Annotated in this window: 16 protein-coding genes; 11 read left to right on the forward strand and 5 right to left on the reverse strand. The window is 66.3% G+C overall.

What is annotated here, in order from left to right:
• Positions 1-38: 38 nt before the first annotated feature.
• From CFB50_RS28925 to CFB50_RS28935, 3 genes are all read right to left on the reverse strand, one after another.
• Positions 39-320 carry a hypothetical protein gene (locus tag CFB50_RS28925; protein ID WP_089448105.1) on the reverse strand — a complete coding sequence of 94 codons (282 nt, stop codon included), beginning with the start codon at positions 318-320 and terminating at the stop codon, positions 39-41.
• Between the two features lie 73 nt (positions 321-393).
• Positions 394-984: a hypothetical protein gene (locus tag CFB50_RS28930; protein WP_089448106.1), complete on the reverse strand. Its 591-nt coding sequence runs from the start codon at positions 982-984 to the stop codon at positions 394-396.
• 111 nt (positions 985-1,095) lie between these two features.
• Positions 1,096-1,419, reverse strand: coding sequence for a hypothetical protein (locus CFB50_RS28935; RefSeq protein ID WP_089448107.1), 324 nt, complete (start codon positions 1,417-1,419; stop codon positions 1,096-1,098).
• A 1,625-nt stretch (positions 1,420-3,044) separates the two neighbouring features.
• Here CFB50_RS28935 and CFB50_RS28950 point away from each other — a divergent pair.
• From CFB50_RS28950 to CFB50_RS28970, 5 genes are read left to right on the forward strand one after another with little or no spacing between them, the layout of a single operon-like run.
• Positions 3,045-3,518: a hypothetical protein gene (locus tag CFB50_RS28950; RefSeq protein WP_256979340.1), complete on the forward strand. Its 474-nt coding sequence runs from the start codon at positions 3,045-3,047 to the stop codon at positions 3,516-3,518.
• Positions 3,511-4,518, forward strand: coding sequence for a UDP-glucuronic acid decarboxylase family protein (locus CFB50_RS28955; protein WP_089448110.1), 1,008 nt, complete (start codon positions 3,511-3,513; stop codon positions 4,516-4,518). The genes CFB50_RS28950 and CFB50_RS28955 overlap by 8 nt, the downstream gene beginning before the upstream one ends.
• The gene (galE, locus tag CFB50_RS28960; protein WP_089448111.1) at positions 4,515-5,504 is read left to right on the forward strand and encodes a UDP-glucose 4-epimerase GalE; all 990 of its coding nucleotides are present in this window, start codon (positions 4,515-4,517) and stop codon (positions 5,502-5,504) included. Before CFB50_RS28955 ends, galE begins: the two co-directional genes overlap by 4 nt.
• Before the next feature lie 35 nt (positions 5,505-5,539).
• Complete coding sequence (locus tag CFB50_RS28965; protein ID WP_089448112.1) at positions 5,540-6,943, forward strand: UDP-glucose dehydrogenase family protein; 1,404 nt, start codon at positions 5,540-5,542, stop codon at positions 6,941-6,943.
• A 26-nt stretch (positions 6,944-6,969) separates the two neighbouring features.
• Positions 6,970-9,621 (forward strand): glycosyltransferase, encoded by a 2,652-nt coding sequence (locus tag CFB50_RS28970; RefSeq protein WP_089448113.1) that lies wholly within the window; start codon positions 6,970-6,972, stop codon positions 9,619-9,621.
• Positions 9,622-9,665: 44 nt separating this feature from the next.
• On the opposite strand, the gene CFB50_RS28975 is transcribed toward CFB50_RS28970, so the two are convergent.
• Positions 9,666-10,589, reverse strand: coding sequence for an AraC family transcriptional regulator (locus CFB50_RS28975; RefSeq protein ID WP_046548314.1), 924 nt, complete (start codon positions 10,587-10,589; stop codon positions 9,666-9,668).
• Between the two features lie 494 nt (positions 10,590-11,083).
• On the opposite strand from CFB50_RS28975, the gene CFB50_RS28985 reads away from it, so the two are divergent.
• Together CFB50_RS28985 and CFB50_RS28990 are read left to right on the forward strand one after the other, a co-directional pair.
• Positions 11,084-11,545 (forward strand): (2Fe-2S)-binding protein, encoded by a 462-nt coding sequence (locus CFB50_RS28985; protein ID WP_089448114.1) that lies wholly within the window; start codon positions 11,084-11,086, stop codon positions 11,543-11,545.
• A gap of 2 nt (positions 11,546-11,547) precedes the next feature.
• Complete coding sequence (locus CFB50_RS28990; protein WP_089448115.1) at positions 11,548-13,758, forward strand: xanthine dehydrogenase family protein molybdopterin-binding subunit; 2,211 nt, start codon at positions 11,548-11,550, stop codon at positions 13,756-13,758.
• 121 nt (positions 13,759-13,879) lie between these two features.
• Here the strand turns inward: CFB50_RS28990 and CFB50_RS28995 are convergent, their stop codons facing one another.
• Complete coding sequence (locus tag CFB50_RS28995; RefSeq protein ID WP_089448116.1) at positions 13,880-15,082, reverse strand: Fic family protein; 1,203 nt, start codon at positions 15,080-15,082, stop codon at positions 13,880-13,882.
• Positions 15,083-15,509: 427 nt separating this feature from the next.
• On the opposite strand from CFB50_RS28995, the gene CFB50_RS29000 reads away from it, so the two are divergent.
• From CFB50_RS29000 to CFB50_RS29015, 4 genes are all read left to right on the forward strand, one after another.
• Complete coding sequence (locus CFB50_RS29000; protein WP_089448117.1) at positions 15,510-15,908, forward strand: winged helix-turn-helix domain-containing protein; 399 nt, start codon at positions 15,510-15,512, stop codon at positions 15,906-15,908.
• Between the two features lie 365 nt (positions 15,909-16,273).
• A complete protein-coding gene (sctQ, locus tag CFB50_RS29005) occupies positions 16,274-17,434 on the forward strand; it encodes a type III secretion system cytoplasmic ring protein SctQ (protein WP_089448118.1) in 1,161 nt (386 codons plus the stop codon).
• A 3-nt stretch (positions 17,435-17,437) separates the two neighbouring features.
• Positions 17,438-18,112 (forward strand): type III secretion system export apparatus subunit SctR, encoded by a 675-nt coding sequence (sctR, locus tag CFB50_RS29010; RefSeq protein WP_069252125.1) that lies wholly within the window; start codon positions 17,438-17,440, stop codon positions 18,110-18,112.
• Positions 18,109-18,897 carry a lytic transglycosylase domain-containing protein gene (locus tag CFB50_RS29015; protein ID WP_089448119.1) on the forward strand — a complete coding sequence of 263 codons (789 nt, stop codon included), beginning with the start codon at positions 18,109-18,111 and terminating at the stop codon, positions 18,895-18,897. Before sctR ends, CFB50_RS29015 begins: the two co-directional genes overlap by 4 nt.
• The last annotated feature ends 175 nt before the right edge of the window (positions 18,898-19,072 follow it).

The raw sequence follows: 19,072 nt of genomic DNA on the forward strand, positions 1-19,072 counted from the left end.
CTCCGGACGAGGTTTGACCTCCCACCCAGGCAACCGTACTAATTCCCCTGAATGCCTTCAGTTTTCGCTGCTTCCCCGAACTGCTTCCAGCCGCTGCCCAGCTGGGACCACGAGCCGGCCGACATGCCCTGCCACTGCTGGGTGTCCGGTCCACTGATGGCACTGCCCGACGAAAGCGTTTGTTGTTCTGACGGCTTGGTTGTCTGGTCAGGGTTGTTTGACGTCTGCATATTCGATTGCACGTCGTCGGCAATACGGTCAGCGCCATACGCCGTCAGAGACGCGAGCATCAGAGCGGCGGCAATCAGGTTCTGCTTCATGCCAACTCCTTACGTGACAACAATGTGGAAAAGAGACCAGCGTCGCAGGGAAACTGGTCCCCCCCACCCCTGACTAATGACTGCTGCCGGTTGCGCTCGAGTCGCCCTGGCTTCCGCCCGATGCGGACGGCGAACCGGCCGGACCGGTACTCCACACGGTCGACGAGTTGTAGTGATTCGAGCCCGCGATCGCGCCCGACCCGCCACTGCCCGTCAGCCCCACGGCACCCGCATTGGCATTGCCGTTGTCGTTCGCGCCGGTAGCCGTGTAGTGGTTCGCGCCGAGTACGATCGTGGCGGTCACCCCTCCCGAAAGCGCATTCGCGTTCTCGTTCGTTTTGCTGTTTCCAGCAAACGATCCGGCGGCACCGATACCGCCGCCTGCCGCGAACGCACCTCCGTTCGTGCCCGAACCGCTGGCTGTCGAAGTCGAGTTGTGGAAAGCGGATGCCGTGCCGGCGGAACCGGCGGGTGTTACGGTACTGCCTGCATTCGCACCGGCCGTCGAAGTCGAATTGCTGGTATAGCTGCCGGAACCGACCAGCACCGACCCTGAAACACCAGCCGCAACGGATTGCGTCTGGTTGGTCGTGGACGAACCGGCTGCCAACGCAACGGACGAAATGACGGTGAGCGCTGTCGCTAAAAAGACTTTGGCTTTCATAGCAATTCCTTGCTGTGAGAAAGTTCGACGGTGGCGGAGCCGGGCCTGCCCGCACGGGGCAAGGCCCGGCATCCGCACCGCCAGCCAATGACGAACGCTGCGCGCCGAGGCTTAGTGGTGAGTCGTCCAGCCGATCGAGCCGGCGTTCGCGCCGCTGGTGCCGCCCGCTTGTGCGCCGCCGAAGCCGAAGCCGCCGACCGACGACGATTGATAGTGGTTCGTGTACGAGACCGAACCGCTGCTGCCGCCACCAGCCGTTGCGCCGGCTGCGCCGAGTGCCGAGCCGGAATCGGTTGCGGTGAAGTGGCCGAACCCGGCGACCCCTGCCATCGTCTGGCCACCGCTCGACGAGCTGCTGCTCGACACCGTGCCGCTACCTGCGAACGCTGCACCCGAAACCGCCAGAACTGCTGCTGCAATCAGAAGCTTCTTCATGGTCGACTCCAAAACGGCGTGGACGGAGTGAATCAGGAAGATCGCACGCCATCAATCTTCCTGACTTGAGCAATCCTCAAAAAATAAGGATCACTATCTAATCAATAAAAACTTATTGCCATTTCAATCACGTTTTTTTGCGATTTTGGCCAGACGAAGCTTAGCTTCGAGATTTTTTGTTATCCAAATTTTTTTGGTAGGTGTTTTCTATTATTTTTATGAACATTGGTCTCGCACCGAAAACACCATTGCTTGATAGACCGGAAAGATGTGCGCATCTTTCCGGCTTGCGATATTCGATACCCCGCCGGACGGCATGCCGTCAATCGACATCCCATTTCCGGAATCGAAAATTCGCAAATACATTAACCACCACAAAATGCAGCGCCGCTGAAAATACACCTTTTACGCGGGCGACAACGGGCCTGCATGACAGCCAGGTGGCGTGTCTTCTCCCTGAGCAATCGAAGAAGCGTCTTCCGGATAATCCGGCCGACAGGCGTTCGATCTAATCCGGCCGGCGCCGGCATGGGCCAGGCGCGATCGAAGCGACCCTGCATGGCCGAGGACGAATCGGCATCACGCTGTCCGGCACGAACAGCCTGATCCATCCGGGTGAACTGAATGAGAGCGCGTACCGCTGTCGCCCGACTGCCGTGCGGCGCGACAACCGCGCCAGCACGCGGAGCGCGCGGCGGGCAAGAAACCGGGACAGCACGACCCGCGAAGCTGGCACAGCGTCGCGAGCGTCTCCCCGGCCTTTCCGACTACCCCACTGATGGGCAAAGTACGTGCCGATCAAGCTATTGCTTATGGTCTTCATCGCCGTTTCCCCGACTGCTTATTGACGAGTTGGCCGCCCCACCTATTCGTTACTTCGTGTCGACCGCCCGCCGGTGCGTCCAATATCGCAAGCAGCGTGCCACGCGATATTCCACCGCAGATTGCGCTCGGCACACGCCCACCACGACGGCCCGCAGCGCCGGAAACGACATTTTTTGTTTCAGGAATGTATCGCAATAACAGCTTGACACCCGCTCCGATCATTGAGCGTCGCGACGCAATCGCCGGATTAGACGGACGAATCCGGCCCGCAGGCCCGCACCGGGCGGCCCGATGAACGAGTGTTTCAAACTTGAGAACCGGGCTGCCGCGCAAGGCAGGCGGCGCGGGCATTTCCGCCTGCAAACCGGGGGTCGCGGCATGTGCGCCCCCTTCCCGTGCCATCACAAACGAGAATCGATTCGCCCGACACCAGGCACCGGGAGTCCGACACAGCAGCCTCCGGCGAGGCTTCGACGTGCGTTTCCCCTGATGATCGAAACGAATTTGATTCATCCGTGAAAATACCGACAGGATCACACGCCGTTCGAGGGCCGAAATGGGCCGTAAAAAAGAAAACTTTCGTGTCGGCGTAATAATTAAAACAAATGAAAACTCGCACCCCGTCACGCCGCACATCATTTTTTCACTTTCTTTCGCCCCGCCTTTCGCGCACTGAATCACCCAATTCGCGGCGCATTCTGGAAACGCTTTTAATCGGTTATCGATGCATTTCTCATTGATGAAACATTAAAATTCAACCCCTGTTTGACGACGCCATTCCCGCAAAAGCCTGATTTATCGTGCGTTTCGTCGTATCGAATTGCATCGACCCGGCAATTGACCCGCTCGCTTTTCTGTCCCCACGATACATGCATGAAACAGAAGCGCGCATATCGCGCGGCAATCGGGCCGCCGGTCCCGTGCGCATCGCGACGGCATCGTTCATGGCACGCCGATTGCCTGATCTCCGGCTCTCACCGAGCGGCACGCCGAGGCACAAGATCACGAACGGCGGCCTGCTCGTCAATCAGCGTATCGGGGAAAAGGCGATGAAGATCACCACCGATCGATCGACGTGCGCGTCGTTCAAGCATCAACGGGGTAGTCAGCGAAACCGGAGCGCCTGTCGCGGTGCTTCGTCGACTTCAGTCCATGCGAACCGGCGCTTGCCGAAGCGCTACCCGTGCGGCGGGATGGAACGCGTGCGCACCGCCGTCGAGCCAATCGACGTGTGGTTCCTCGAGCTGCTCGACGAAGGAGAAAGCCATGAATGACAGGGTCTCGCTCGAGACGCGCACCGGTCAGCGCGTCCTGGTGACGGGCGGCGCCGGCTTTCTCGGCAGCTACGTATGCGAGCGCCTGGTCATGGAAGGCGCGTCCGTCACGTGCATCGACAGCCTGCTGACGGGGCGCAAGCTCAACGTCGCCGACCTGAAGGCGTCCGGCCGCTTCGAGTTCGTGAAGGGCGACGTATCGCTTGGCCTGCCGCAGCTGCAGGTGGACGAGATCTGGAATCTCGCGTGCGCGGCATCGCCGCCCACCTACCAGATCGATCCCGTCCATACGATGATGACCAACGTGCTCGGCATGAACCACTGCCTCATGCTCGCGCGCAAGACGGGCGCACGCGTGTTCCAGGCGTCGACCAGCGAGATCTACGGCGACCCGGACGTGCATCCGCAAACGGAAACCTATCGCGGCAACGTGAACACGATCGGCCCGCGCGCGTGCTACGACGAAGGCAAGCGCGCAGCCGAGGCGCTGTGCTACGACTACTACCGCACGCATGGCATCGACGTGCGTGTCGCGCGCATCTTCAATACCTACGGCCCGCGGATGTCGCCGCGCGACGGCCGCGTCGTGTCGAACTTCATCGTCGGCGCGCTCAACGGCGCGCCGCTCGAGATCTACGGCGACGGCCGGCAGACGCGCTCGTTCTGCTTCGCCAGCGACCTGATCGACGGCTTCTTCTGCCTGATGAGCGCCGAGCGCAACGTCGGCACGCCGGTCAACATCGGCAACCCCGGCGAATTCACGATGATCGAGCTCGCGGAGAAAGTGCTCGCGATGACGGGCTCGAAATCGGAGATCGTGTTCCGGCCGCTGCCGATCGACGATCCGCACCAGCGCAAGCCCGACATCTCGGTGGCCTCGGCCGAACTCGGCTGGCGGCCGGCCATCGATCTCGACGAAGGCCTGCGCCGGACCGTCGACTATTTCAGCCGTGAACTGTGGCTCGAGCCGGTGCTGCGCCTGACCGGGGCCACGGCATGAAAGTGCTCGTGACAGGCGGAGCGGGCTACATCGGCAGCCATACCTGCAAGGCGCTCGCGGCAGCGGGACACGAACCGGTCGCCTACGACAACCTGTCGACCGGCCATCGCGACGCGGTTCGCTGGGGGCCGCTCGTCGCGGCCGACATTCTCGACCGCGACGCGCTGTCGAAGGCGTTCGCCGCGCATCGGCCCGACGTCGTGATCCATTTCGCCGCGCTCGCGTACGTCGGCGATTCGGTGCTCGCGCCCGACCGCTATTACACGGTCAACGTCACCGGCACCTGCACGCTGCTGAGCGCGATGCACGCGGCGGGCGTCGGCCGGATCGTGATGTCGTCGTCGTGCGCGACGTACGGCATTCCGGACGTGCTGCCGATCTCGGAGCGCACGCCGCAGCAGCCGATCAATCCGTACGGCTTCACGAAGTATGCGATGGAACGGATGGCCGCCGATTTCGAGCGCGCGTACGGGCTGAAGTGGGTCGCGCTGCGCTACTTCAATGCGGCCGGCGCGGACCCTGACGGCGAGATCGGCGAATGCCATGAACCGGAAACGCACGCGCTGCCGCTCGCGATTCGCGCGGCGCTCGGCACCGGCCATGCGTTCCAGGTGATGGGCACCGACTACCCGACGCCCGACGGCTCGGCGATTCGCGACTACGTGCATGTCAGCGACCTCGCCGACGCGCACCTGAAAGCGACCGCCTATCTCTGCGGCGGCGGCCACAGCGTCGCCCTGAATCTCGGCACCGGCAAAGGAACGTCGGTGCTCGACGCACTGCGCACCGTCGCAGCCGTGACGGGCCGCCGCGTGCCGACGGTAACGGCCGCACGCCGCCCGGGCGACCCGCCCGAGCTGTACGCCGACGCCACGAAAGCCGCGCTCGTGCTGGGCTGGCGGCCGCGTTTCACCACGATCGAACCGATGGTCGAACACGCCGCGGCGTGGTGTCAGAAAGCACTGCAATTCGAATCCGGCAAGTAAGCAAGTTTCCTTGAACGCCACGCAGGGGAATCACCATGAAGGTACGGATCGCCATCGTCGGTACGGGCTACGTCGGGCTGGTCAGCGGCGCATGCTTCGCGGATCTCGGGCATGACGTCGTCTGCATCGACAACAATCGCGGCAAGATCGACGCACTGAATGAAGGCTGCATGCCGATCTACGAACCGGGCCTCGACGCCGTCGTCGCCCGCAACGTCGAACGCGGCACGCTGCGCTTCAGCAGCGACCTCGCGGCGAGCGTGCGCGATCGCGACGCGGTATTCATCGCGGTCGGCACGCCGACGCTGCCGGGCACCGATCAGGCGGACCTGCGGTACGTCGAGGCGGCCGCGCGCGAGATCGCGTCGAACCTGACCGGTTTCGCGGTCGTCGTCACGAAGTCGACGGTGCCGGTCGGCACCAACCGGATCGTCAAGCAGATCGTCGAACGCTGCGCGCCGGACGGCATCGACGCGGCGATCGCATCGAATCCGGAGTTCCTGCGCGAAGGCTCGGCGATCGACGATTTCATGCACCCGGACCGCGTCGTGTTCGGTGCCGAGCATCCGCGTGCGATCGAGATCATGAAGGCCATCTATGCGCCGCTGGAAGCAGCGGGCCATCTCGTGCTCGCGACCGAGATCGAAACGGCCGAACTCGTGAAGTACGCGGCGAATGCGTTCCTCGCGGTGAAGATCAGCTACATCAACGAGATCTCGGACCTGTGCGAAGCCGTCGGCGCCGACGTCGAACTGGTCGCGAACGGGATGGGCCTCGACCGCCGCATCGGCGCGTCGTTCCTGAAGGCCGGCCCCGGCTGGGGCGGCTCGTGCTTCCCGAAGGACACGCGCGCACTGAAGGCGACGGCTTCCGAACATGCGGTGCCGCTGCGCATCGTCAGCGCGGCGATCGAATCGAACGCGCTGCGCAAGGAGCAGATCCTGCGCCGCATCGAGAAAGCCTGCGGCGGCTCGATCAAGGACAAGCGCATCGCGGTGCTCGGCCTCACGTTCAAAGGCCAGACCGACGACGTGCGCGAAAGCCCGAGCATCGACGTGATCCAGCTGCTCGTCGGCGCGGGCGCGCATATCCGCGCATACGACCCGGCGCGTCCGCACGAAGCGTCGCGGCTGCTGCCGCAGGTATTCATGGAGGGCTCCGCGATCGACGCGGTGCGCAGCGCGGACGCGGTCGTCGTGATGACCGAATGGAAAGCGTTCGAGGCACTCGATCTCGCCGACCTCGCGGATCACATGGCCGATCCCGTGATGCTCGACATGCGCAACCTGTTCAGCGAGCGGCTCGCCGTCGACAGCGGCTTTCGCCGCTATGAACGCGTGGGCCGCTCGTGCGGCGAACGCACATCGGCCAACCCGGTACCGGACCCACAGCATGCCAGCGAGGGTACCCGGCCGCCACGCGGCCTGCTTCAAGACTGATGGTCTGACCTTGACGGGAGAACACCATGAAGAAGCTGGTTGCGTCGCTTGCGGGCGGCCCCGCGCCGGATACCGCCGACACCCCCTCCTCCGAAGCGGATCGCACCGCATCGATGAACGCGGACGTTCCGCTCCTCGTCCCGTTGATGGACAGCGGGACGCGTGTCGTCTTCCACATCCTCGCGCTGGGCTGGTTCGTCACGCTGGGCATCTTCTGGCGCTGGTGGTTGCGCGACGAGCACTACGTCGACGCCTTCCGCTTCGGCGTCAACTGCTTCGTGCTGTTCTGGACCACCTTCATTCCCGGCTATTTCATCTTCATCATCCGCTCGGCGGTCATGCCGAACCCCGCGCTGCCGGTGCCGCGCGACTGGCGCGTCGCGATGGTCGTCACCAAGGCGCCGTCCGAGCCGTTCGACATCGTCCGCACGACGCTGCTCGCGATGCTCGACCAGACCTACCCGCACGATACGTGGCTCGCCGATGAAGACCCGTCGCCCGAGACGCTCGACTGGTGCCGCGAGCACGGCGTATTCGTGTCGACGCGGCGCGGCGTGGCCACGTACCACCGCGAAAGCTGGCCGCGCCGGACCCGATGCAAGGAAGGCAATCTCGCGTACTTCTACGATAGGGTCGGCTACGACAACTACGATTTCGTGTCGCAGCTCGATGCCGATCACGTGCCGACCCGCACCTATCTCGAGGAGATGCTGCGACCGTTCGTCGATCCGGCAGTCGGCTACGTGTCGGCGCCGAGCATCTGCGACAGCAATGCGGCCGTGAGCTGGAGCGCACGCGGGCGCGTGAACGTCGAGGGGCCGCTGCACGGCACGATGCAGGCCGGCTATGCGGGCGGCCTCGCGCCGCTGTGCATCGGCTCGCACTATGCGGTACGCTGCCGCGCGCTGCGCGAGATCGGCGGGCTCGGGCCCGAGCTCGCCGAGGATCACTCGACCACGATGATCTTCAATTCGAAGGGCTGGCGCGGCATGCATGCGCTGAACGCGATCGCGAACGGCGAAGGGCCGCGCACGTTCGGCGACCTGGCCACGCAGGAATTCCAGTGGTCCAAGAGCGTGATGATCATCATGCTGCGCTACACGCGCCACTATTTCATGGGGCTGCCGCTGAAGCTGAAGGCGCAGTTCCTGTTCTGCCAGCTGTGGTACCCGCTGTGCGCGCTCGCGATGGCCGGCGGCGTCGTGATTCCGGTCGTCGCGCTGCTCACCGGCCGCGTGTGGGCACACGTCGACTACCTCACGTATCTCACTTACGCGCTGCCGCTCTCCGTGCTGATCCTGTGCGTCGTGACCTGGGCCACGCAGTCGACCCAGTCGTGCCGCCCGCTGAATACGAAACTGCTGTCGTGGGAAGGGCTGTCGTTCGTGTTCGCGCGCTGGCCGTGGGTCGTGCTCGGCTGCGTGTCGGCAGTGCTCGACTGCGTGCGCGGCAAGGAATTTCCGTTCAAGGTCACGCCGAAAGGCGGCACGATCGAACAGGACGCGCCGCTGCGCGTGGTCGCCCCGTATCTGCTGATCTCGCTGTTCTGCAGCCTGCCCGTCGTCACGGTCGAGAATCCGCGCAACGCCGCCGGCTTCTATCTGTTCTCGACGCTGACGAGCATCCTGTATCTGGTGATCGCGGCCGTCGTCGCGGTGAATCACGGCCGGGAGCAAGGGCTCGAGTGGTCGGCGTTCAGGCAGATGTTCTTCAGCCGCCTGCCCGTGCGCAACGCGCTGTTCGTGATCGCGCTCGCGATGCTGCTGTCGGGCATCGGGCTGCGCGCGCCGAAAGGCTGGCAGGCGATGATGTGGCGCTCGGGTTTGCCGGCCGTGGTCGCGCCCGTGCCGGGCGAACCGGTGAAGCAGCCCGACCTCGGCGCCTACGATCCCGAGAACACGCTCGCGGGCGACCGGAATCTCGCGTTCGACCATGTGTTCGTGTCGTGGAACGCGCCCGACATCCGCGCGGAAATCGACGATGCCGACCGGCGCGCGCAGGCGCGCAACCGCACGCTGATGCTGACCGTCGAGCCGTGGGCGGCCGGCGACACGCGGCAAGGCGCGCTGCTCGACGATATCGCGCACGGCCGCTATGACGCGCGGATCGCGGCCACCTGCTCGGCGCTCGCCGCGTTGAAGCACCCCGTGTTCGTGCGTTGGGGCCACGAGATGGAGGCCGATACCGGACGCTATCCGTGGGCCATCGGCGATGCGTCGGCCTACGTGGAGGCGTACCGGCGGGTCGTGACCGCCTGCCGCGCGATGACCGACCAGATCCGCTTCGTGTGGTCGCCGGCCGGCAACCGGAACCTCGACGACTATTTCCCGGGCCGCAGCTATGTGGACGACATCGGCCTGTCCGTGTTCGACTGCCCGCGCTGCGCGACCTGGCCGGCCGGCGGCCACGCGTCCGCCGCGAGCATCCTGCGGACCAAGTACGAGCGGGTGACCGACTACGGGCTGCCGGTGATGGTCACGGAGCTCGGCGTCGACGGGTCGAATGCGCGCAAGCGCGAGGCACTCGACGAATTCCAGCGGTCGCTGTGGCGCTATCCGCTGCTGACGGCCGTGGTGTATTTCAACGCGGTCGATACGCCCGGCGCGTGGCCGGCGCATTACGTACCGGACTGGCGGATCGCGCCGGCCTTCCTGCAGACGACGGTGGTCGCCAGGTGACAGGCGCGGCGATCGACGGCGCGCCGGCTTTCAGCGATCCGCCGTCAGCCGAGCAGTTCCTTCCTGCGCAACTGCACGACGTCGCGCATCGGCGGCGCGCCGAACAGCCGGCTGTATTCGCGGCTGAACTGCGACGCGCTTTCGTAGCCGACGACGGCGGCCACCGACCCGACGTCGCCGCCCTGCCGCAGCAACAGCCGTCGCGCCTCGTGCAGCCGCAACTGCTTTTGGTACTGCAGCGGGCTCAGCGTCGTCACGTGCTTGAAATGATGGTGCAGCGACGACACGCTCATGTTGACCGCCTGCGCGAGCGACTCGACGCGCATCGGCTCGGCGAAGTGATCGCGGATCCATTCGATCGCGCGGGCGATCCGGTGCGTCTGGCTCCCCGCGATCGCCATGTGCCGCAGCCGCGTGCCCTGCCCGCTCGTCATCAGCCGGTACAGCAGTTCCTTTTCGATCAGCGGCGCGACGACCGCGATGTCGGCCGGCGTATCGAGCAGCCGCATCAGCCGCAGCGCGGCATCGAGCAGCGGCGGCGTCAGCTCGGCGAGCGCGATCCCCTCGCCTTCGGGGCCCGCGTCCGGTTCGGGCAGCCGCATCTCGGCCGCGAGCTCGACGATGCGCTGCGGATCGAGCGTCAGCGACAGGCACAGGTACGGCGCGTCCGGCGACGCGCACGTCACGCGCGACAGGATCGGCAAGTCGATGGAGGTAATCAGGCAATTCTGCGCGTCGTACTCGTAAGCCTGGCCGGCCACGATCACGCGCTTCGAGCCCTGCGCGGCGATCACGAGCGCGGCCCGCGACACACCGCAGCCGAGATCGACCGGCCGCGTGTGCCGGTGCAGCATCAAACCCGGCACAGCCGTTGAATGCGAGCCGTCCGCGGGCGCGAAACGGCTGATCAGCGTCGCCAGCTCGCGCTGCCCGGATTCGCGCGACGCCACGATATCGGTCATGTCCATGACGCTTCCTCGATCAATTTCCTCATGTCGCGGGAGCATAGCGAAACCGCCCGCCGCCTGCCGGGGATTTGCAGGATTGTTCAATAAATTTGCAGGATTGGGTAGACGCAAATACCGGCCGCTCGCGCACACTCAGGGCCTGCTCACGCTCATAGCGGGCTTGCGAACGTGCGTTGCCGGCCGTAGTGCAAGGAGTGAGGAGCGCCGTTTGGCCGAGCCAAACGCCCCGAAGGAAGTCCCCTTGGGGGACAAGCGACGATCGACGCCGCAATACGGCCGGCAACGCACGTTCCCCTGTTTTGGATCAATTCATTCGTGGGGCTGGCCCCCAGAAGGGCCGATCGCGGCGTCATGCTCCTTGCGAATACGTCGAGTATTCGCTGCGTCGCATTCCTTGCGCTCGGCCCTTCTGGGGGCCAGCGCAAGCCCGCTATGAGCGTGAGCAGACCCTGTAACCGGGCGCATGCCGGGTTTTCCCCACGGAGACAATCACAATGCCTACCTCCTTTGTCCTGAACGGCAAAAACGTCACGCTCGACGCCGATCCGTCGATGCCCGTCCTCTGGGCGATTCGCGAACACGCGGGACTGACCGGCCCGAAGTTCGGCTGCGGCATGGCGCAGTGCGGCGCGTGCACCGTGCATCTCGAAGGCCAGGCCGTCCGCTCGTGCGTGCTGCCGCTCGCCGGCATCGCGGGCAAGCACGTCACGACGATCGAAGGCCTGCAGAGCAAGCCGGCCCATGCCGTGCAAGCCGCCTGGGTCAAGCTGCAGGTGCCGCAGTGCGGCTACTGCCAGTCCGGCCAGATCATGTCGGCCACCGCGCTGCTCGAACAGAACCCGAAGCCGACCGACGCGGACATCGACGCCGCGATGAACGGCAACCTGTGCCGCTGTGCGACCTACGCCCGCATCCGGGCGGCGATCCACGACGCGGCCGCGACGCTGGGAGCCTGACCATGACGATCGAACTCGACAACACCGGTTCGGTGCGTCCGTCGCGCCGCACGTTCCTGAAGGCCGCGGGCGCCGCGGTCGCCGTCAGCCTGACGATCGGCTTCGACTTCAGCGGCTTCGGCCGCCGCGCGCTCGCCGCGACCGCGCCCGCCGCCGGTTTCGCGCCGAATGCATTCCTGCGCATCACGCCCGACGGCACCGTCACCGTCATCGCGAAGCACGTCGAAATGGGCCAGGGCGCGTATACGGGCATCGCGACGATCGTCGCCGAGGAGCTCGACGCCGACTGGTCGCACGTGCGCGTCGAAAGCGCGCCCGCCGATGCGAAACGCTACGCGAACCTCGCGTTCGGCACGATGCAGGGGACGGGCGGCAGCTCGGCCATGGCGAACTCGTGGCAGCAACTGCGCGAAGCCGGCGGCAAGGCCCGCGCGATGCTGGTATCGGCCGCGGCGGCCCGCTGGAAGGTGCCCGCGAGCGAACTGACGACCGCCAATGGCGTCGTCACGCATGCGAAGAGCGGCAAGACGGCCACGTACGGCACGCTCGTCGCCGATGCGTCGAAGCTGCCGGTGCCGGACAAGGTTACGCTGAAGCAGCCGGCCGATTTCAAGCTGATCGGTCACCCCATTCCGCGCGTCGACGCGTCGGCCAAATCGAACGGCACCGCGCATTTCACGCTCGACACGACCGTCCCCGGCATGCGCGTCGCGCTGCTGCAGCGCCCGCCCCGCTTCGGCGCGAAGGTGAAGTCGTTCGACGCGACGGCGGCCAAGGCCGTGCCGGGCGTCGTGTCGGTCGTGCAGGTGCCGGGTGGCGTCGCGGTCGTCGGCACCGGCTTCTGGGCCGCGAAACAGGGCCGCGACGCGCTGAAGATCGAATGGGACGAAACGAACGCCGAAAAGCGCGGCTCGGACGAGATCATGCGCGAATACCGGCAGCTCGCCGACAAGCCGGGCACGTCGGCGCGCAAGGACGGCGATGCCGATGCGGCGATCACGGGCGCCGCGCGCAAGATCAGCGCGACGTACGAATTCCCGTATCTCGCGCACGCACCGATGGAGCCGCTCGACGCGGTCGTCAAGCTGACGGCGAACAGCTGCGAAATCTGGGCCGGCGACCAGTTCCAGACGGTCGACCAGGCCAACGCGGCCCGGACGGCCGGCCTGAAGCCCGAGCAGGTGCAGATCCACACGCTGTACGCGGGCGGCAGCTTCGGCCGGCGCGCGAACGCGTGGTCGGACTACGTGGTCGAGGCCGTGTCGATCGCCAAGGCGCTCGGCGCGGACGGCAAGCCCGTCAAGCTGCAGTGGACGCGCGAGGACGACATCCAGGGCGGCTTCTACCGGCCGATGTACTTCCACAAGCTCGACGCGGGGCTGACCGCGGACGGCAAGCTGGTCGGCTGGCGCCACCGGATCGTCGGCCAGTCGATCCTCGCCGGCACGCCGTTCGAGGCGTTCATGGTGAAGAACGGCGTCGACGCCACCTCGGTCGAGGGCGCGGCGAACCTGCCGTACGCGGTGCCGAACGTGTCGGTCGAGCTCACCACCACCAAGGTCGGCCTGCCCGTGCTGTGGTGGCGCGTGGTCGGCAGCTCGCACACGGCCTACGCGGTCGAGGCGTTCATCGACGAAGCCGCGCACACGGCTGGCAAGGATCCGTACGCATTCCGCCGCGACCTGCTCGCGAAGGAGCCGCGCATGCGCGCGGTGCTGGACCTGGCCGCGCAGAAGGCCGGCTGGGATCCGGCCAAGCCGCTGCCGAAGGGCCGTGGGCGCGGGATCGCGGTCGCCGAGGCGTTCAAGAGCTATGTCGCGCAGGTCGCCGAGGTGTCGGTCGACGCGGACGGCAAGGTGAAGGTCGAGCGCGTGGTGTGCGCGGTCGATTGCGGGATCGCGATCAATCCCGACATCGTCGCCGCGCAGATGGAGGGCGGCATCGGCTTCGGGCTCGGCGCGGCGATGCACAGCGCGATCACGCTGAAGGACGGTCAGGTCGAGCAGCGCAACTTCGACGGCTATCACGTGCTGCGGATGGCCGAAATGCCGAAGGTCGAAGTGCATATCGTGCCGTCGGCCGAAGCCCCGACCGGGGTCGGCGAGCCGGGCGTCGCGCCGATCGGGCCGGCGGTCGCGAACGCGATCTTCGCGGCAACGGGCAAGCGGCATTACGTGCTGCCGTTCGATTCGGCGGATAGCGCGAAGGCTTGAGGATGGGCCGGAACGCCGGCCGCGGGGTGGAAACGCCTTGCGGCCGGCGTTTTCAAGCACCTCGCGGAAGACGTAACGCTGACTGGAACCGAGGCCTGATTGCACGCCCCAACGGCAACGCTCACTCAAGCTCGACTTCAGGCCAGAGCCTTGGAAAAAGAAAACGGAGGCCGCTCAGCGGCAATCCAAAGGACAGTTCACCGCGATGTGATGGCGAAGTCAGCAGTCCACAATCCAGCAGCGAACGGACGATTCGGCGCGCCAATACATCGCTCACACCGAGCATCTGGGCAAATTCCGCTCGCGTGACCGTTCGGCGTAGTGCAACGAACTCCATGGCCAGCGCCGCGGCTTCCGGTTTGATGACTGATTTTTCCGAACTGATGGTCCACGGATTGGCCTCCAGGTATCGCAGCAGATCCAGCAATCGTCCGGTCACCCCCTCGAACTCCGTCATGTGCACCATGAAACCAACCTGGTCCTGACAGCACTCGAGAAAGAACCGCGCAAATTTGACCAGCCCCTCCTGGGACAGATTGCCCCGGCCGTCCAGATCGTTGCGTCTCGTTTGGTCGGCCTCGCTCAGCCTGGCGTAATACTGTTCGTGCTCTCGCGCCAGCCCCCGGAGTGGCGACCAAAGACCATGGGTCAGATCCGCAGCGCGTAGTCCGAGATGCGAATGCAGACGCGCCACCCGGCCGTTGCCATCCATGAACGGGTGCACCCAGATCAAACGATGATGCGAACAGGCGATACCGATCAGTTGATACTCTTTGGCGCGAATGCGGGCATAACGTGTCGCCCAGGCCTGAAGTAACGGCTCGACCATCTCGGGCTCCGGTGCCAGATGACGCCCCACCGTCACATCCGCGCGGCGAAATTCGCCCGGAACGATGGCTTTCCCTTCACTGGTCAGTCGTTCATCGACTGGCAAACCGGAGAAGAAGCGAGCGTGAATGGCCGAAATTCGCGCCGGCTCAAAGAGTGCGGCAACCGGCAGCGTTCGCCATTCCTCCTCGAGCGCCGCTTCCGTCGCGATATGCGCGACCGCGAAGCGTTGTTTCTTGCGCTCGACAATATCGGTCGAATAATCCCGATGCAGCGCAGCCTCGATCTTGGCGGGCGTTGTGTGCTGCCCTTCGATCTTGTTCGTGTAGTACGAGTTCATGGCGCGCAACTGCGGCACGAGCGCGGCGGCCAGCGGAGTATCACGTACGGCAAGCAACCGATGTGATGAGTCGACGAGCTCGGCGGCCTGCTCTAGCAGCGGATCGAGTACGCGATCCTCGGGAAATGGCGGTTCGAAGGTAGCGACTGTGGTCATGCTTCCCTGTCGGGTTCAATGTAGGGTTCCGTGTCGGCAATTATAACCACTTATGTCACTGATTTATATCAACTTTTTACCTTATCGTGTCGGGTTGAATGTAGGGTTCCATGTAGGGTTCGATTTGCCGACCTCGTACCTGCACCGCGACGTGTTCCTCATGCCACTCCCCCGCCGCGCCCCACACGTTACGTCGGACGTAACGCCCGTAACGTCGCCCGCCGATGCTACGTAACAATCCTTCACGGTTGTCCCGCCCCCTTTTCTCTCCGCCCCGCGCCTCCCGTTAAAAATTCTTTTAAATTCAAGGCTGCCGCGCCGCCTGCGCCGGTGCCGCACCCTGTCGACCCCCGCCGATCCTTTCCCTGGCCCGGAAGTTGCAGCACAGGACCCGCAAACACTCCTTTAAGGACATGCGAGGGCCACCATGGATTGCAAATACCTGTACATCGACAACATAAAAATCAACTTCGTGCGCCGCACGATCGAAATCGACAACAAGATCATTGATGTCACGCCGCGTGAATTCGACGTCGTCGAATTCCTGCTCGACAACATGAACAAGATCGTGCCGCGGCAGGCAATCCAGGAAGCCGTGTGGGGCCGTGAACTCGGCGTGTCGTCGCGCACGCTCGACACCCATATCTCGCGTATCCGTTCGAAGCTGCAGCTCGATCACGACAAGAACCTGCGGATCATCCCGATCTACGCGGTCGGCTATCGCCTGGTGCTGTTCGGTGCGGCGATGACGCACGTCGAGCGCCACGAAGCCGCGCCGATCCTGCGCGTGGCGCCGCAGGCCGTAATGGCCGCCGACTACGCCTGACGCTTCCCGCGCGCCGCCCGCACGCGGAGCGCCGGCTAACCCCACCGCGCTGCGGCGATCCGCAGCGCCTCGCGGCCCCGCCCGTCGGGCGCGGCCTGCACGCCGCCCGGCCCGCCAGCCAGTCGCGACCCGACCGCCGCCTCCGGGCGGCGGTCGCTTTTGAGCGTCGACCGCGGCCTGCCCGCTTCGTCACGCTTCGTAGCGCCCCGCTTCGGCGCGCGTGCCGCGATGCGCGCGACTACGGATTCCGGCGCGGCACACGGCCATGGCGGTCCCTACAATCGACGCAGCAGCCGCGCGTCCCCGAGCGCCACCGGCCCCAGAACAACCCGTCGAACCAACGCCGAATCCGCCCCGATCCCGCCGTGCCTGCGCTGTTCCTGACGAATGCCGACGCCGGCGATGCCGCGAACCGGGCGATGCCCGACGCTTGCGCGCCGCCCGCCGCAGGGCCGGCCACCGCCGCGGTCGCGCTCGACGCGTCGCCCTACCTGCCGCGCCTGTCCGCCGCCGCCGCGCGCGGGCTGTCGCACGCCTACTGCGCGACCGGCGCCGTTCCGGTCACGCTCGGCGAGCACGCGTACGACGTGCGCTGGCGCGTCGACGCCGAACCGGCCGCCGATGCGCACGCGTACCGCTTCGTCGTCGGCCCGGCCGCCGGCACGCTGTGGATCGACCCGGTCGCGGAAGCCGCATGGCTGGGTGACGCGGCCGATCCGGCCGTGCCGGCCGTGATTCGCGCGGCGCTGCTCGCCGATCTGTGCGCGCCGCTCGCGACCGTGCTGCAGGCCACGACGCGGCAGCGCGTGGAACTGCTGCCGCCGCCCGACAGCGTGCCCGCCTGGCGCGCGTCGCCGGCGGCGCTGCGCTTCGAGCTGCGGCGCGCCGACGCCGCCTGGCGCTGCCATGGCGCGCTGCTGTTCGACACGCCGGATGCGCTCGCCGTGTTCTTCGCGGCTGCGCCGGCCGCCCCCGCCGACGCGCGCGCGGCCTACGCGAACCTGCCCGTGCCGCTCGTGTTCGATATCGGCCGGACCGAGCTGACGACGGCCGAGCTGGCCGACGTCGTCGCCGGCGACATCATCGCGATCGAACGCTGGCAAGCGCACGAGCAGAACCTGCTGTGCGTCGCGCGGCTGCCTGCCGCGCCGGCGTGGGAGATTACCGGACGGCCGTCGGGCAACCGGCTGACCGTCGAACGAATCAGGGAGATGCCTTTGGAACCGACCCGCACCGACATCGCGTCCGCGACGACGCACGACGCGCCGCCTGCCGACGCGCCGCGTCCGCTCGACGGCCTCGCGGTCGACCTGCGCTTCGAGCTGCCGCCCACGTCGATGCCGCTCGGCGAACTGAGCGCGCTGCAGCCCGGCGCCGTGATCGAGCTGCAGCAAGGGATCAACCAGAGCGTGATCCATCTCGTCGCGAACGGGATGCTGATCGGCACGGGGCACCTGATCGCGGTCGGCCAGAAGCTCGGCGTGCGGGTCGTCACGCTGACCCAGCCCGCGCCGCGCGAGCGCTGAACGATGGGCAACCTGCCGAATCCGGTCGCGCTGATCGCGGTGATCGCCGCGCTCGGCATCGCGCCGTTCGCGGCGCTGATGGTCACGAGCTACACGAAGCTCGTGGTCGTGCTCGGCCTGTTGCGCTCCGCGCTCGGGATCCAGCAGGTGCCGCCGAACCTCGTGCTGAACGGCATCGCGCTGATCCTGTCGCTGTTCATCATGGCGCCCGTCGGGATGTCGATCCGCGACGCGCTGCAGGCGCGCCACTTCGATGCGTCGGGACAGTTGTCGACGGCCGACGTCGGCGCGCTCGCCGATGCCGCGCTGCCGCCGATCAAGGAGTTCCTCGTGTCGCACACGCGGCAGCGCGATCGCGAATTCTTCGTGCGCACCGCGACCTCGGTGTGGCCGAAGAACCGCGCGGACGGCATCAAGGACGACGACCTGCTGGTGCTGGTGCCGAGCTTCACGCTCGCCGAGCTGACGAAGGCGTTCCAGATCGGCTTCGTGATCTATATCGTGTTCATCGTCGTCGACCTGCTGGTCGCGAACATCCTGCTCGCGCTCGGCATGCAGATGATCTCGCCGACCACGATCTCGGTGCCGTTCAAGCTGCTGCTGTTCGTCGCGCTCGACGGCTGGTCGCTGCTCGTGCACGGCCTCGTGATGTCGTACCGGGTGGCGGGCGCGGGATGAGCGCGCACCGCCTGCGAACCGCCGCCACCTGCCTGTGCGCGCTGGCCGCACTCGCCCTCTCGTGCCTGCCGGTGCGCCGCGCGCAGGCCGCAGGCGTCGGTACCGGCTTCGCAACGCTCGCACGCGCATGCGCGCCGAACGTCGATCCCGACACGCTCGCCGCGCTCGTGCGTACCGAGTCGGGCTTCAATCCGTATGCGATCGGCGTGGTCGGCGGCCATCTGGCGCGCCAGCCCGCATCGCTCGACGAAGCGCGGGCAACCGCGCGCGACCTCGCGGCGCGCGGTTTCAGCTACAGCGTCGGCCTTGCGCAGGTGAACGAGCGCAATTTCACGAAATACGGGCTCGATGAAGCGACGATGTTCGAACCGTGCCGCAACCTGCGGGCCGGCGGCGCGATCCTGACCGAATGCTTCGCGCGCTCGTCGGGCACCGGTCGCGCCACGCAGGCCGCGTTGCGCGCGGCGCTGTCGTGCTACTACAGCGGCAACTTCACGACCGGCTTCTCGAGCGGCTACGTGAGCCGCGTCGTCGCCAGCGCGCAGCGCAACGCGCGCGAAGGCGGCGTCGGGCCGATTCCCGTCGTCAGCGACACGCCGCCGCCCGCGCGCCAGCGGCGCATGGACGCGGCCGCGACCACGCCGCCCGAGCGGGCACGCCGGCTGCCGTCGCCCGCCGCGTCCGCCGACGCGCCGTCGTGCCACGCCCGCCCGGTCGTGATGATGTGCCGCGGGCTCGCGGCCAGCCAGGCGAAGCGGCTGTGCGTGAAGTGTCTCGACGAGTAACGGTGCGGCGCAACACGCCGGCCCCGCTGATGCGCATTTCGTAGCCGTCAGGCCCCGTGCGCGCCGCACGCATCGCACTGCTACGAAACTGGCGCCGCGCGGTGCGCGCCCCGGTCCGTACACTCGAATCGGCGGCAAGTGCCGGGCGCCGGGTCGCATGCATCCGCACGCCACG

The organism is Burkholderia sp. AU33423 (assembly GCF_002223135.1).
Classification (GTDB): Bacteria; Pseudomonadota; Gammaproteobacteria; order Burkholderiales; family Burkholderiaceae; genus Burkholderia; species Burkholderia lata_D.

What these genes read in the sequence shown, in the direction of transcription:
- CFB50_RS28965 (WP_089448112.1), top strand. Translation starts at nt 5,540, where the DNA reads ATGAAGGTACGGATCGCCATCGTCGGTACGGGCTACGTCGGGCTGGTC.
- CFB50_RS28970 (WP_089448113.1), top strand. Translation starts at nt 6,970, where the DNA reads ATGAAGAAGCTGGTTGCGTCGCTTGCGGGCGGCCCCGCGCCGGATACC.
- sctR (WP_069252125.1), top strand. Translation starts at nt 17,438, where the DNA reads ATGGGCAACCTGCCGAATCCGGTCGCGCTGATCGCGGTGATCGCCGCG.
- CFB50_RS28930 (WP_089448106.1), bottom strand. Translation starts at nt 984, where the DNA reads ATGAAAGCCAAAGTCTTTTTAGCGACAGCGCTCACCGTCATTTCGTCC.
- CFB50_RS28975 (WP_046548314.1), bottom strand. Translation starts at nt 10,589, where the DNA reads ATGGACATGACCGATATCGTGGCGTCGCGCGAATCCGGGCAGCGCGAG.
- CFB50_RS28955 (WP_089448110.1), top strand. Translation starts at nt 3,511, where the DNA reads ATGAATGACAGGGTCTCGCTCGAGACGCGCACCGGTCAGCGCGTCCTG.
- galE (WP_089448111.1), top strand. Translation starts at nt 4,515, where the DNA reads ATGAAAGTGCTCGTGACAGGCGGAGCGGGCTACATCGGCAGCCATACC.
- CFB50_RS29000 (WP_089448117.1), top strand. Translation starts at nt 15,510, where the DNA reads ATGGATTGCAAATACCTGTACATCGACAACATAAAAATCAACTTCGTG.
- CFB50_RS28985 (WP_089448114.1), top strand. Translation starts at nt 11,084, where the DNA reads ATGCCTACCTCCTTTGTCCTGAACGGCAAAAACGTCACGCTCGACGCC.
- CFB50_RS28935 (WP_089448107.1), bottom strand. Translation starts at nt 1,419, where the DNA reads ATGAAGAAGCTTCTGATTGCAGCAGCAGTTCTGGCGGTTTCGGGTGCA.
- CFB50_RS28990 (WP_089448115.1), top strand. Translation starts at nt 11,548, where the DNA reads ATGACGATCGAACTCGACAACACCGGTTCGGTGCGTCCGTCGCGCCGC.
- CFB50_RS28995 (WP_089448116.1), bottom strand. Translation starts at nt 15,082, where the DNA reads ATGACCACAGTCGCTACCTTCGAACCGCCATTTCCCGAGGATCGCGTA.
- CFB50_RS29015 (WP_089448119.1), top strand. Translation starts at nt 18,109, where the DNA reads ATGAGCGCGCACCGCCTGCGAACCGCCGCCACCTGCCTGTGCGCGCTG.
- CFB50_RS28925 (WP_089448105.1), bottom strand. Translation starts at nt 320, where the DNA reads ATGAAGCAGAACCTGATTGCCGCCGCTCTGATGCTCGCGTCTCTGACG.